14 protein-coding genes and 2 tRNA genes are annotated in these 12,837 nt (G+C 57.8%); 6 read left to right on the plus strand and 10 right to left on the minus strand.

All coding sequences use genetic code 11. From position 1 onward, the window contains the following. Positions 1–51: 51 nt before the first annotated feature. Complete coding sequence (locus tag FHX09_RS17250) at positions 52–924, minus strand: alpha/beta hydrolase (RefSeq protein ID WP_007788533.1); 873 nt, start codon at positions 922–924, stop codon at positions 52–54. Positions 925–1,593: 669 nt separating this feature from the next. On the opposite strand from FHX09_RS17250, the gene FHX09_RS17255 reads away from it, so the two are divergent. Beyond that, positions 1,594–2,001 carry an ATP-binding protein gene (locus tag FHX09_RS17255; protein WP_246699464.1) on the plus strand — a complete coding sequence of 136 codons (408 nt, stop codon included), beginning with the start codon at positions 1,594–1,596 and terminating at the stop codon, positions 1,999–2,001. Positions 2,002–2,051: 50 nt separating this feature from the next. Here the strand turns inward: FHX09_RS17255 and FHX09_RS17260 are convergent, their stop codons facing one another. From FHX09_RS17260 to FHX09_RS17275, 4 genes are all read right to left on the minus strand, one after another. Next, positions 2,052–2,417: a response regulator gene (locus FHX09_RS17260; RefSeq protein ID WP_037081656.1), complete on the minus strand. Its 366-nt coding sequence runs from the start codon at positions 2,415–2,417 to the stop codon at positions 2,052–2,054. A gap of 624 nt (positions 2,418–3,041) precedes the next feature. Then, entirely contained in the window at positions 3,042–3,581 is a 540-nt protein-coding gene (locus FHX09_RS17265; RefSeq protein WP_281414871.1) for a response regulator, read from the minus strand. 15 nt (positions 3,582–3,596) lie between these two features. Further along, entirely contained in the window at positions 3,597–4,592 is a 996-nt protein-coding gene (locus tag FHX09_RS17270; protein WP_246699465.1) for an adenylate/guanylate cyclase domain-containing protein, read from the minus strand. 375 nt (positions 4,593–4,967) lie between these two features. Further along, entirely contained in the window at positions 4,968–5,717 is a 750-nt protein-coding gene (locus tag FHX09_RS17275; RefSeq protein ID WP_007788521.1) for a glucose 1-dehydrogenase, read from the minus strand. Positions 5,718–5,811: 94 nt separating this feature from the next. On the opposite strand from FHX09_RS17275, the gene FHX09_RS17280 reads away from it, so the two are divergent. Both FHX09_RS17280 and FHX09_RS29475 read left to right on the plus strand, forming a co-directional pair. Further along, a complete protein-coding gene (locus tag FHX09_RS17280; RefSeq protein ID WP_183721577.1) occupies positions 5,812–6,744 on the plus strand; it encodes a LysR family transcriptional regulator in 933 nt (310 codons plus the stop codon). Positions 6,745–6,797: 53 nt separating this feature from the next. Further along, complete coding sequence (locus FHX09_RS29475) at positions 6,798–7,049, plus strand: hypothetical protein (RefSeq protein ID WP_210301560.1); 252 nt, start codon at positions 6,798–6,800, stop codon at positions 7,047–7,049. Here FHX09_RS29475 and FHX09_RS17290 read toward each other — a convergent pair. The 4 genes from FHX09_RS17290 to FHX09_RS17305 form a co-directional block, all read right to left on the minus strand. Continuing rightward, positions 7,033–7,449 (minus strand): hypothetical protein, encoded by a 417-nt coding sequence (locus FHX09_RS17290; RefSeq protein ID WP_007788514.1) that lies wholly within the window; start codon positions 7,447–7,449, stop codon positions 7,033–7,035. The two genes, FHX09_RS29475 and FHX09_RS17290, sit on opposite strands and share 17 nt — an antisense overlap. Further along, positions 7,442–7,699, minus strand: coding sequence for a prevent-host-death protein (locus tag FHX09_RS17295; protein ID WP_007788512.1), 258 nt, complete (start codon positions 7,697–7,699; stop codon positions 7,442–7,444). The genes FHX09_RS17290 and FHX09_RS17295 overlap by 8 nt, the downstream gene beginning before the upstream one ends. Positions 7,700–8,249: 550 nt before the next feature. Continuing rightward, complete coding sequence (locus tag FHX09_RS17300) at positions 8,250–8,477, minus strand: hypothetical protein (RefSeq protein WP_184450438.1); 228 nt, start codon at positions 8,475–8,477, stop codon at positions 8,250–8,252. A gap of 112 nt (positions 8,478–8,589) precedes the next feature. Then, positions 8,590–8,666: transfer RNA gene (locus FHX09_RS17305), tRNA-Pro, on the minus strand. A 337-nt stretch (positions 8,667–9,003) separates the two neighbouring features. Between FHX09_RS17305 and FHX09_RS17310 the strand changes: the two genes are divergently transcribed. The 3 genes from FHX09_RS17310 (at position 9,004) to FHX09_RS17320 (ending at position 11,553) form a co-directional block, all read left to right on the plus strand. Further along, the gene (locus FHX09_RS17310; protein ID WP_007788506.1) at positions 9,004–9,309 is read left to right on the plus strand and encodes an ETC complex I subunit; all 306 of its coding nucleotides are present in this window, start codon (positions 9,004–9,006) and stop codon (positions 9,307–9,309) included. Positions 9,310–9,359: 50 nt separating this feature from the next. Continuing rightward, a tRNA-Arg gene (locus FHX09_RS17315) sits at positions 9,360–9,436 on the plus strand. Between the two features lie 860 nt (positions 9,437–10,296). Then, positions 10,297–11,553 (plus strand): NAD(P)/FAD-dependent oxidoreductase, encoded by a 1,257-nt coding sequence (locus FHX09_RS17320; RefSeq protein ID WP_348649175.1) that lies wholly within the window; start codon positions 10,297–10,299, stop codon positions 11,551–11,553. A gap of 98 nt (positions 11,554–11,651) precedes the next feature. Here FHX09_RS17320 and FHX09_RS17325 read toward each other — a convergent pair whose 3' ends face one another. Then, the gene (locus FHX09_RS17325; protein WP_184450442.1) at positions 11,652–12,806 is read right to left on the minus strand and encodes an aldo/keto reductase; all 1,155 of its coding nucleotides are present in this window, start codon (positions 12,804–12,806) and stop codon (positions 11,652–11,654) included. Positions 12,807–12,837: the final 31 nt, after the last annotated feature.

Below are 12,837 nucleotides of genomic sequence, written 5' to 3' on the forward strand. Positions count from 1 at the left end.
GGGCTGAACCGAATGGCGCGGAGGATGCATGAAGCACCCTCCGCATTGTTTTTATACGGCAATGAATCTCAGCAGATCGAGATTGATGATATCTGCATGGGTCGTCACCATCCCGTGCGGCAGTCCCTTGTAGATCTTCAGTGTCGCGTTCTTCAGAAGTTTGGCGGAGAGAGGGGCGGAATCTTCAATCGGGACGACCTGATCGTCATCACCATGGAGAACGAGAGTCGGAACCTCGATCGTTTTCAGATCTTCCGTAAAGTCGGTTTCCGAGAAAGCCTTGATACCTAGGTAGTGAGCGTTTGCCGCGCCCATCATGCCTTGTCTCACCCAATTCTGGATAATCGGCTCAGAGGCAACGGTGGCGGGCCGATTGAAACCGTAGAAAGGCCCGCTGGCTACGTCGTAATAGAATTGGGCTCTGTTCGACGCCAGCGCAGCACGGTATCCGTCGAATGCCTCGGTCGGAAGTCCGCCTGGATTGTCGGGTGTCTTCACCATGATGGGCGGCACTGCGCCGATGAGTACCAGCTTCAGAACGCGGCCTTTGCCATAGCGGGCGACATAGCGGGTAGCTTCGCCTCCGCCCGTCGAATGACCGATGTGAACAGCGTTCCGCAAGTCCAGATGTTCCACGACGGCGGCAACATCGGCAGCGTAATGATCCATATCATGGCCGCCGCCGACCTGTTCCGATCGGCCGTGTCCGCGACGATCGTGGGCGATAACACGGTAGCCTTTTCCCAGAAAGAAGAGCATCTGGGCGTCCCAGTCGTCGCCGCTGAGGGGCCACCCATGATGGAACACGATCGGCTGCGCCTCCTTCGGCCCCCAGTCCTTGTAGAAGATGCGGGTTCCGTCCATCGATGTCACGTAGCCATGCCCGGCCTTTTCGGATGTCGTGGTTATTGAATTGACGTTCATTCCGAACTCCTATGCTAGTCCTGTTCCAGTGCCGAAACACCGGCCGCAACGCTAGCATCTCCACGTTGGCGCAAAAGCTATACGTACGTTTGATCGGTGACAGCCGCCTCGATGCCCCCTTGCGATCCCATCGTTTCCTGTCCTGGACCTGTCGAAGGATGCCCGCGGTCGATGGCCTTCCGTTGCGGAAGGAACTTGTGCGTCGTCAGCCAATCGTGTGCCTACGTTGGACTGACGCGCGGCGCGGGCGTAAAACATGTCGAGCGATCACAGCGAAGCTCCGGATGGAGAGCAACCGATGACGCCTGATACTGTCACAGCTGGCAATTCGCCTATCGAGGCCGCAAAGACCGTCGAAAACTTGACCGGCGTCGGTTGGGCATTCGATGCGAGCGGCAGGTGGATTTACCTCTCACCTGTCTTACAAGCCGCTCTAGGCAAGACGCCAGACGAGTTGAACGCTTGGTGGAGCGAGGGAGAGGTCGCTTGGAAGCAACTGCTCTATCCCGATGACTATGAACGCGTTGCCGGAGAATGGCGTCACTCCATTCATTCCGGACAAATACCGCAACAGAGGTGGTCGGTCGAATCCGTGCCCTTTTCAAGCATACCCCGGAGGCGCGCAGGACATAGGCGCTTGACGCTGTGGCGGTGGAGGCCCGCGATCTGATGGCTGAAGAAGCCACGCGACGGGGCGTACGGATGGAATGCCGAATTGAGCAAGATCTTCCGCCGTTGTTCTTCGATCCTATCCAGATACAACAGGTCTTCGTCAATCTCATCCGGAATGCATTGGAAGCAATGGACCTTGCTGCAGATCGCGGGATGCTCCAATTGAGCGTACGACGCGACAGCGAGCGGATTTACACGGAAATATCCGACACCGGGCCGGGCGTCGAAGATCCAGAGCGAATATTCGAACCATTCTACACCACAAAGGGGCAGGGGATGGGGATGGGTCTGGCAATATGCCGATCAATCGTCGAAGCGCACGGCGGCAGGCTCTGGGTGGAGAAGAATGATCCGACCGGAGCGAAGTTCATCTTTGATTTGCCGGTCGAGGGCCAAGAAGCTTAAGGATCCGTCGTGCAGATTACGCCGCCCACATTTGAAGCTTCGTACATGCGCTAGATCTCAATAGCGGTTTCGATCGCCCTTCGAAGTTCCGCGCCAGCAAAAGGCTTGAACAAGCAGATTCCTGCCCGTTTCGCTTCGTTGATCAGCGCCTCTTGCGCATGGCCTGTCATGAATACGACGGGTATCGCGATCTTTCGCCGGTTCAGTTCCTTATAGAGGTCGATGCCGCTCATGCCTGGCATTGAAATGTCGAGGAGAAGACATCGCATTTCGGGGATCCGGGGCGATTCCAGAAAATCGGCAGCAGACGCGAATGTCACGACGGAATAACCGGACACCTCGAGCAGATCGAGCAATGATTCCCGAACCACTGCGTCGTCGTCTACGATGGCAACCAGCATTTGAAGCATTTCCATGTGATGTAGAGCTTCTTTGCTCTATTGGAGGCATGCTCACCGGCCAAAGGCAAAATCGCACTTGCCGAACCAAGCACAGGTAGTCGGGCCGAGACCGCGCCTTCGATCCCTACGTTCAAGAGGAACGATCATCGACCTATGGGAGTATTGGCGTCAATCCAAACCTAAGTATGCTACCGGCGTTTCCAGCGCGCTCTTACTGCTCGCGGCGGTCATCAGCGGGGAAGGGAATTGGCGGAAACGTGGAATTCATCGCTGTCGCGAGCAAGACCGACAGGATCTGCATCCGACGGTCCTGCAAGAGCCTATCGCATTGAAAACGAAGAGCATCGTCTGACCATTCTCTTCGGCGAGTTTGCGACGGCGGCCGAGCTGCTTTTACAACATTACCCGCGCGCCACGCTGGAGAAACTATTTCATGGTGGCCGGTCGCTAGGTCGCGCTTCGCCGACAGCTTCCGCCTGCGGAAGGCGGCCATCTTTGGTAGAGAGACGCCGAAACACCGAACTTCATGATCGAGTTCCACAGGCCTTTGGGATGTTAGCGATGCTTCGAACGGCTAACTCAAGTGAGCTGTGTCAACCGGACACGATGGAGACGATGAACGCAGGGATTTTTCCGGTTTCATCCTGCGGCCAACGCATTGAGGAACGTGATCAAGAGGTTGAATTCAGCGGTGGTCAATTTCACATCGCTTCCGTCCAACCGTATCAAGCAACGCTGCCGAACGGATAGCTTGTAGTCATCAAAGCGATAACTGCGTCGATCGCGTGCCGGAAGCGGCGACGTCCTATCGCGCATCGCCACAGTCAGCCTAGCCATGAATTCGCGGTACCCAAAGGGCTTGACGAGATAGTCTACAGCGCCAGCCTCCAATCCTCGAACCTTGTCGTCTTCATCGCTCAAGTCGGCGCTAGTAACGATGATCGGTGTATGGGTCAGCGAAGCCAGATTCCGCACCGTGGCGAGAGCCTCCGATGAATTAACTTCTACAATCATCGCATCCGCGATTTCCATCGCGACCAACCTTCGAAGTTGGCGTTCTTCTGAGACCAGGCTAACTTTGATCGAGTTTGCGGCGAGGACGTCCGCTATCTTCGTCCGGGTCGTCATGTCGTGATCCAGAACAAAGACGTGTTTTCTGGCTGCCCCAGCGTTCCTCAAGGAGTACCGTTGGGATCAGCAAGGCATTTGAGAGGCGTTCAACCGCAACGCGTGAACACCGATCGGAACATCGAAGCCGGAGACCCTTTGCGGACCCAGGTAGTCGGTTTGATCAAAGCATGCGGCTGCTTGTACGAAATCTCCCGAGAGCAGGACTGGACGATCTAGTGTTTTGGTGAGCGCCTCGAGTTTGAAGGCCAGATTCACCGCGGATCCGATCACGGTGAAATCGAGACGCTTTTTGGAGCCGATGTTCCCGTACATGACTTCACCGAGGTGGATGCCGGTGCCAAAGCGGACCAGTTCGGCAGTTCGTCGCAAGCAGGACGCGCTTTGATATCCTTCCTGCACCGCCGCGAGCAGATGCTGGCAGGCATCCGTGCCATCCATTGGAAATACCGCTAGGAGGCCGTCTCCGATGAATTTCAGTATCTCGCCGCCGTGACGTTCAATCGGCTCCGCGACGACATCGAAGTACCTGTTTAAGATTTCGATCAGTTCGTCACGCGGAAGACTGTCAGACAGACGAGTGAAGTTTCGCAGATCACAGATCAGGATGGCTGCAATGATCGTCTCTCGACTGCCACGCGTTATGGCGCCGTGCAGTATCTCGTCGGAGGCGTGCGCACCCACGTAAGTCTCCAACAGCGTTCGAGCCAGTTGGTCCTTTACCCGTACTTCGGTGACGAGCGAGTACCACGGCATCAGCGTGTCGAGGAGCGCCAATTCCTGATCCGAAAAACCATCGGGACGATCGGTAGCGAAGGTAATGAGGTGGCGGCGACCTTGCGTGTGATCGAGGGGCCAAGCCACGTAGTCGGTATGGCCGTCGTGTTTCAGCTCCTCGTATATTGCAAAAATATGCGGGCCGTTGATCTGGAGCTTCTGCCGAACACGCTTTCCGCTATCGATCGCCACCCGAAATGGGCTGCGTAGAAATACGTCGGTTGCCTCGACGTCATGGGCGATCGTCTGAACGCTGGCATCGGGCTGGCCGCGCATCCAGGTCATCCGCGTGCCCAGCCACTGCGGATGGTGGACCCGAAGATGCAGCGTCGCTCTGCTAAGAGGAATCCCACATGCAACGATGCGGGCACAGAGCTCCGCGAAGACCTTTTCCCCCCGCGGCTGGTACCGAATCCCGGCCGCGAGCCAGTCCAGAATCTGCACTCGAAATCTAAGGTCTAGTTCGACACCCATAGTCTCCAGCATTTACGCGGACGCTATTGCAGCGGTAGATATACGAGCGTTCTAGTTGGGCACATCATAATCTCACCCGCAACAAGGGACTTTGAAGCCGGTGCTGCCCCTGAGCGACAGGGTTCGCACACCAGCTTCTCGAAGTAGGGCAGAACTCAGGATCGGATCGCGTTCACTGCCTTGTTGTCACACGAGCCCCATCCCACCATCGACGTGGAGCTCGACACCATTTACGAAGCTTGCTGCATCAGAGGCGAGAAACAGAGCTGCTTTTGCCAGTTCGTCGGGGCGACCCAAACGGCCGGCTGGTATTGCTTTCGATAGCTGGTCGATCATCTCCGGCCGATTTTCTTCCGACACGCCTAGTTTGCCTAGAATTTCAGTTTCTACGGGCCCCGGACTGAGGACGTTCACGCGGATCTTTCGGGACTTGAACTCGACAGCCCAGTTGCGAGCGAACGCTGCGATCGCCGCCTTCGTACCTGCATACAACGTGTGATTTGGAAGTATCCTCGTCGCCGCGAGCGAACTTGTCAGGATAATGGTGCCCCCGATCCGAATAAGCGGCGAGATGGCCTGAACGCCGAAGAATACGCCGCGGGTGTTAATCGCAAAGTGTTGGTCGTACTCGTCCTCCGTGACTTCGTCGGAGGGCAAGAGATTGATCACTCCGGCGTTCGCCATGTAGATATCAAGTGCGCCAAAACGCCGGCGGATGTCTTCTGCAAGGTCATGATGATGGCCCCTGCTCGCTACGTCACCGATGACGCCAATGGCTCCATTGCCGATATCCTTGGCTGCCTGATCGACGACATCCTTCCTTCTCCCTGTAATGATGACTTGAGCGCCTTCTTGGGCGAAGAGCATGGCAGTCGCTTTGCCGATGCCACTATTGCCGCCGGTAATGACCGCGATCTTATCTTTGAGACTAGGCATTTTCGTTCTCCATGTTGACAGGGCGAACGTATGCTGCTGCCTGTATGGATTTTAGCCGTGTCGTCGGCACAAAACCTTTTCCTCGGAGATTCAGGTGACCCATTTGCTGAATGAGATGTCGGGATTGATCGCGTTCGTGCGCACGGTCGAAGTTGGATCGTTCAGTGCGGCTGCTCGGGATCTGAAAACATCACCCTCCGCCATTTCGAAGAGCGTCGGTCGGTTGGAAAAGCTGGTCGGATCCCGTCTTTTTCTCAGGTCGACACGCGCCCTTACGCTGACCCCCGACGGGCAGATGCTGTTCGAGCGGATCGGTCCACTGCTGCGGGAACTCGATGCATCGGACGATGGGCTATCAAGTAGCAGCGGACTAACCGGACGATTGCGATTCAGTATGCCCGTCGAAATGTCAGAGCTGTTTCTCGGGGCGATCTTCACCAAGTTTGCCGAGGAATACCCTGACCTAACGCTGGACATCGGGTTGACAGACAGGTTCGTCGACATCATCCGGGACGATTACGATGTCGTCTTCAGGGTCGGGGAGGTCGTGCAACCCGATCTGGTTGTTCGGCATCTCGCGGATCTCGACATGGTTCTGGTTGCAGCTCCGTCGCTTCTATCAAAATGGGGCGTGCCGAGGACAATTCATGACTTTCAGAGCATGCCCTTTGCGCGGTACTCCGTTGGCGGCCGAACGGCACACATCGCCTTTGCCGACGGGTCCAAGATCCTCCCAACCGGGCGAATAGACTGCGACAGCGGCATCGCTCTACATTCGGCAGCGCGGCACGGCCTCGGAGTAGCCTTGCTCTTGCGTTGTGTGGTGGCAGACGACTTGGATTCGGGAATATTGATTGATGTGACACCCTCGGGCGCGCTCAAGCCGATGCGCTTCAGTGCTGTTCACGCGCTTGGTCGGACCGTGCCGTCACGTGTCAAGCTGCTTTCCGATTTCGTAGCGCTTGAGGCCCAGAAACTCTCGATTCGTGCTCAGTCACCTGGAGATGCCGCTGCAGCGAGGGATTGACGCTGCGCGACAATCACAGCCCGACCAAGTGATCCCATACCTAGGAACCTTTCTTGCCGACGGCACGCGAGCGCGTCACCACAATGGTCGTCGCGGGGAACGTTCCTTTGGAGTTTAGGATTCGTGCAATTCACACGAATGAGTTCGATTGCATCTTCAAGGCGCTGAAGAGCCAGTCAGCGCTCACGTCGATCAATCCTAAACTCGTCCGTGCGCTCGCTGCTCGGACGATGAAGCTTATCCGTCACGACATCCCATGGAAGGCATCGCAAAAGGGCGGACCTCCCCTCAATCGGTTCGACTGACCCGCGCACTCGGCTGAGCAAGGAAGGGCTTGAAAGCGGCTGCGATCTTCGCAAGAAATCCCTTGCTGAACGATCCCAAAACCTCTGCACTCGGGTCGTAGTAAAAGGACTGCTCGGCTATGTCATGATTGAATTCAGAGACGGTAATCCACGCATCCTTCCACTCACGGATTCCAGCGCGGCGGCATTCAAGCTGGGGAATCTCCAAGGCGGTTTGATCGGAGCGGGGCGGGGTGCCTGAGATAGCCAATAAGATCAGGTTTGTCTGATTGCCTTTCGGGATTGCCAGAACCATGCAAACCGGGCGTGCCTTCCGCCCCTCAGTTTCTCCCTTGTCGCGCTGCCATGTCCAGAGATAAGGATAGCGGATGATCGAACCATTGGCCGGAGTATCAGCCATTGGTCTCGCTTCCTTCCTCTATCAGTCGGTCCAGTTCCGGACCGATCAACGCTGCCAGTTCAGGGGGGGCCTCATTGGGGCCATAAGCCCTGCGCGGATCGCCTTTTTGCTTCATGGCCTCAAAATCGTCGTAGGTCATGAGGACGTAGCGGGCCTTGCGATGTTGAGTAATAGCGACCGGCTGGCGATCTGCCGCCATGGTCACGGTCTTAATATCGCGCAGCAATTCTACCGTGGAGAATTTTTCCATCGTGGCGCTCCTTCAAATTATACGAAATATACAATTCATTTGATTATTTGACAAGGGTAACGCCACGGGCAGCCGCCTGTCCGCTTGGCCCAAGCCGCAGGGCGTAGAGAGCCGTACAGTCGATGTGCATATCGGACGGTTGCGTTGTCGCCAGGTCGAGGAGCGTCCTGCTGCGCGGACGCAGGTAGGCGCCGCCGTCGTCGTCCGCTTGGAAAAGTGCGAGGGCAAGGTCCTGGGGGAGTCGCGTCGCGGGTGCGGGCCGCCCTGGAGGGGCACGGTGTTGTGTTCATCGAGGCGACGTCGGATGGTGGGCCGGGAGTCGCTCTCGCCAAAACTCGCGCTGCCGACCCCGCCGGTCACGCCTAAGAGAGTCGCCGGTTCGTCGAAACAAGTGAGAGAGCTCGTGTTGAGTGCGATTTCATTTCGGAGTGCCGGGGGTCTCGAGACGTCTACAGTCGATGACCATGCCTCGACATTTAAGAATATCTAGTGCTTGCTCCTTCCATAGGAGCAAACCATCCGGACCGCGTTCCACGTGGCGACCTCGAGATCACCCCCACGAAAGCCCGAGAAACCAATCGACCGCCCGACCAGCAACGTTTCCTTGGCCCCGAAGCTCCTTGCCGGTAACAATGTCCTCCACGTCTTCTTCGGAGCGCGTCGCGCCATGCGCAATAACATTTGTGTCGAATATCCGGTAGCTCTTTCGCATCGACAGTTCGATCCGCTGTGACGGCGACAGCGCGTGCGCCGCGACTGCGTGCCCGGCCTCGTGCATGGATATCCATCTCGGCGCGTACGATGCCGGAGAAATTGGCCGGAAACGGTGGCGGATCCGGTGGCGCCAATGAGCGCCGTCATGGACTAGCCCGTGGAATAATGGGGAAAAATGGTCGGAGTGGAGAGATTCGAACTCCCGACCCTCTGGTCCCAAACCAGATGCGCTACCAGACTGCGCTACACTCCGTGCCGACGAGGGAGGGCAATACACGGTTCGCCTCGCGCCCGCAATACATAAATCGCGTATCCCCATGCTTGGTTTAAGCACCCCATCGTTCAGCTTGCTGTGCGGAGTGATTGATATGAGCACGAGTTATCGAGTGATCGCGAAAAGAGGAGGGCTGCCGGAAAACGATCGGAGATCCAGCGCTCCGCCGCCTTGGCTTTTTTCTTGAAAAGAAAGGGATTCGTCGGTAAGCAAAACTCATCTCTTTGTGCGATGGTTTGGATGAAGAGAAGCCTCGGATATGGGGCAGAGTGAAGTTTCGAGTGCGAAAGCCCGCTAATTCGGAGGCGTTGCAGCAATGTCTGCCAAGATCTACCGCCCAGCCAAGACCGCGATGCAGTCCGGCAAGGCAAAGACAAATATTTGGGTTCTTGAGTTCGATCAGGAGACGCCGCGTACCATCGATCCGATCATGGGTTACACGTCTTCCTCGGACATGCGCCAGCAGCTGAAGCTGACCTTCGAAACGCAGGAACTCGCTGAAGCTTACGCGAAGCGCAACGGCATCGAGTATCGGGTCATCGCCCCGAAGGATCCGCAACGCCAGACGGTGGCTTACCCTGATAATTTCCGCTATACGCGGACTCAGCCTTGGACGCATTGATCCGCTTTCATACGCGATGATTTGACCAGGGCATGAAGCCCGGGTCACGCGGCCCCTTAGCTCAGCTGGATAGAGCACCTGCCTTCTAAGCAGGTTGTCGCAGGTTCGATTCCTGCAGGGGTCGCCACTCTCTTCAGGGACTTGCGACGCCGCGGTTGCGACTCGAACAGCTTCCGCTGACAATTCGCTCCCGGTCCTCCGCCGCCTTCCTCTGCACGGATATCGGAGAGGGAATTTGACTTCACCTCGAAAGTCCTGAGCAACGTTGCAAGTTACTCTGTGGACACGGGTCACAGCCGCAATTAGGGCACCTGCAGACAAGATACCGTCAAGGACGCCGCGATCCATGCCGTGTTCTCTTCGTCCGCAAAATCCCGCTCGTGACCAGATGTGCCGGTTTACCGCAAGCGACTTGGCTGGCAGAATTTTGCAAGGCTGGTAGCGCGGACACGAAACACTTGATTCCTGCAATGGATTGAGAGAGCTATTCCGCGATTGAGGGAGAGTCTCTATTTACCAACCCCGATTTGCGTCACAAAGCCGGCCGCCCGTGATGTAATTGAAACGTAGCACAGATAAGAGTTTCAATGACCGGAATTGGGCGCTTGCCGGCCAAGGCCTCTTCCGCTATCGGGCCCGAAGCCGCCGTTGAACCCGGCGCACCAGTCAGACCCGACCACCCAATGCTAGCCGAGAGGCCAATCCTGCAAAGGCGGTGGCGAGGAAATAATTGGGTAGTCGAGCAAACTTCGGCGCGAGTTTCACATCGCTTTTTGCACGGCCATCCGCACCAGCGACGAAGTGAACTGCCTCGCATCAGGCGACCTTGCCTTCCGGTTTGGCGAGCGCGCTGTGGCGCAGTTTCATGCGGTGACTGGGGCTGGCGAAATCGAGTGCGCTCGGCCAGTCGGGTGGAGATCCGCCACGCTGGACTAATTGTCGTGAACAAGGCTTAATGCCGCGCGGGGATGGCTGGGGATGCCGATCATGAGATCACCGCGGCAAATGAATGGTAGTGCCGATGTTCTCGATGCTGTCGTCGTCGGAGCCGGCTGGGCGGGCCTCGGCGTCAGCTATTGGCTGGCACGAAGGGGCTTGCGCCATAGCGTCCTGGAGCGGGGCCGCATAGGAGAGACCTGGCGCACGCAGCGATGGGATTCCTTTCGGATGAACACCCCAAACGTGCAGACCGTCATGCCAGGCGACTGCTATGACGGTGAGGATCCATCCGGTGCCCTGACGCGCGACCAGTTCGTCGCTCTCCTCGAGGACTTCGCCAGGCGCAACGCGCTCCCGATCGAACCGGATACTGCGGTGAGCGAACTCAGGCACGAGAATGACGCGTATCGGCTGACCACTTCACGCGGCATGCTTTTAGCGCGGAACGTGATCGTTGCAAGCGGCAGCCTGAATTGTCCGGTACGCCCAGTTTGGGCCGCTGCGTTACCGCCCGTCCTTCGCCAGATCGACGCCTCCGGCTACCGCAGCGCTGCGGATCTTGCCGACGGCGCGGTGCTGGTGGTCGGAAGTGGCCAGTCGGGTGTCCAGATCGCGGAGGAGTTGGCGGAAGCAGGCCGAACAGTCTTCCTTGCCACCAGTCGTGTCGGACGGCTCCCGCGGCGCTACCGAGGCCGCGACATCATGGTCTGGCTCCTCGAATGTGGGTTTCTCGACGTGCGACGGGAGGAGGTCATTCGACTTGCGGGACGCATCCCGCCTCGAGGTGTGCTTGGGTCGGTGCACACGATAAGCCTTCAAGCGCTCAGCGCCCAAGGTGTCGTGCTTCTTGGGCGATTGACTGGCGTCGAGGATGGCGACCGCCTCTCGTTCGCCGACGATCTCGAAGCGAATGTTCGCTTTGCGGATGAAGCCTCCAATCACATCAAACGCCATATCGACGAATATGTCAGCCGCGCTGGAATCGATGCACCCGTTTCGGAACCCGACCCGGCGGAGACGGTCGCGATGCAACAACCGAACCCGACGATCGCTTCGCTTGATCTCTCCCGGTCCGGCATAACGACCGTGGTGTGGTGCACAGGCTTCAAGGGCGATTTCAGTTGGATGAGGCTTCCCGGTGCGCTCGATGCCGCGGGACAGCCGGTCCACGAGGATGGCGTGGCCACCCTGCCGGGCCTTTACTTCGCCGGGTTGGATTTCGCCTCTACGCGCAAGTCAGGCATAATATTGGCGATCGCCGAGGAAGCGCCCCGCCTTGTCGAACACATCGTAGGGCCTTCGTGACGCCTTTGGCGCTCTGCGGACGAGGCTGTTGTCGCCTTCGGGCCCAAAGCTGACAAAGGGCTTCGGGCGGGATGGTCGTAATCCGAAGGTTCCGAGGATTAGGACTTCGCAGGAGCTTCGACATCCGAGAATGCCTGAACGGCGTCCGGAAGCCTCGCACCCTTGATTTGGATGGCCGCGAGGGAGGCATTCAACTCCGCGATCTCGTAGGGTGTAAAGGTGATGCCAGTCGCGTCGATGTTCTCCGTCATGTGAGCCATCTGCGTCGTGCCGGGGATCGGGACGATCCACGGTTTCTGAGCCAGCAGCCAAGCGAGCGCGATCTGTCCGAGGCGTGATTGTTTCCGGTGCGCCCACGTCTTTAGGAGTCCCACGAGCGCAAGGTTGGTCGGCAGGTTCTCAGGCGCGAAGCGCCCTTCGATGCCGCGGATATCACCCTGAGCGAACCGTGTACGAGCGTCGATCGCGCCGTTGAGGAAACCAACGCCGAGAGGGCTCCAAGGGACGAATCCGACGCCCAGTTCCTCGCACACTGGGATCGCGCCCTTTTCAGGCCCCCGCCACAGCATCGAGTATTCGCTCTGAACCGCGGTCAGAGGCAGCGCTGCGTGGGCGCGCCTAAGCGTGTTGAGACCCATCTCGGAAAGGCCCCAGTGCACGACTTTCCCCTGCTTCATCAAGTCATTCACCGCTCCTGCCACATCTTCGATCGGCACCTGCGGGTCGACGCGGTGTTGATAGAGGAGATCAATGCGGTCGGTTTGCAGGCGCTTGAGCATTCCCTCGACGGCCGACTTGATATGTTCGGGACGGCTGTTGAGGCCCGGAAGCCGTTCTCCAGTCTCGAGATCGATGTTCCAGCCGAATTTGGACGCGATAACAACCTGATCCCGGAACGGTTGAACGCCTTCGCCGAGTATCCTTTCGACCTCATGTGGCCCATAGGCCTCTGCTGCATCGTAGAAAGTCAGGCCCCGGTCGAAAGCGGCCCTTATGATGTTATGCATTTCGGCACGCGTTGGAATTGTTTGCTGGTAGGTCCGGCTCATGTTTTGAACGCCAAGACCCACGCTGGATACCTCCAGGGAGCCGAGCTTTCGCCGTCCGATTTCGGTGACGGACGTTGTGTCTGAGGCATTTTGCTTGGTCGTCGCCTGAGCATTGGCTACCCCGAGATTGGCGGCCACGGCCAACGTACCCGCTGTCAGCAGCAAGCCTCTGCGGTTGAGTTCAATTTCGTGCCTCGTAGACATCTTTACACTCCTCTGATTTTCTTGACTGCGG

This window comes from Rhizobium sp. BK538 (assembly GCF_014197575.1).
Lineage (GTDB): Bacteria > Pseudomonadota > Alphaproteobacteria > Rhizobiales > Rhizobiaceae > Rhizobium.

Coding starts and splice junctions, on each gene's coding strand:
- FHX09_RS17255 (WP_246699464.1), top strand. CDS start 1,594: ATGGCTGAAGAAGCCACGCGACGGGGCGTACGGATGGAATGCCGAATT.
- FHX09_RS17325 (WP_184450442.1), bottom strand. CDS start 12,806: ATGTCTACGAGGCACGAAATTGAACTCAACCGCAGAGGCTTGCTGCTG.
- FHX09_RS17270 (WP_246699465.1), bottom strand. CDS start 4,592: ATGACCTGGATGCGCGGCCAGCCCGATGCCAGCGTTCAGACGATCGCC.
- FHX09_RS17295 (WP_007788512.1), bottom strand. CDS start 7,699: ATGGAAAAATTCTCCACGGTAGAATTGCTGCGCGATATTAAGACCGTG.
- FHX09_RS17260 (WP_037081656.1), bottom strand. CDS start 2,417: ATGGAAATGCTTCAAATGCTGGTTGCCATCGTAGACGACGACGCAGTG.
- FHX09_RS17310 (WP_007788506.1), top strand. CDS start 9,004: ATGTCTGCCAAGATCTACCGCCCAGCCAAGACCGCGATGCAGTCCGGC.
- FHX09_RS17320 (WP_348649175.1), top strand. CDS start 10,297: ATGAGATCACCGCGGCAAATGAATGGTAGTGCCGATGTTCTCGATGCT.
- FHX09_RS17300 (WP_184450438.1), bottom strand. CDS start 8,477: ATGCACGAGGCCGGGCACGCAGTCGCGGCGCACGCGCTGTCGCCGTCA.
- FHX09_RS17275 (WP_007788521.1), bottom strand. CDS start 5,717: ATGCCTAGTCTCAAAGATAAGATCGCGGTCATTACCGGCGGCAATAGT.
- FHX09_RS17290 (WP_007788514.1), bottom strand. CDS start 7,449: ATGGCTGATACTCCGGCCAATGGTTCGATCATCCGCTATCCTTATCTC.
- FHX09_RS17250 (WP_007788533.1), bottom strand. CDS start 924: ATGAACGTCAATTCAATAACCACGACATCCGAAAAGGCCGGGCATGGC.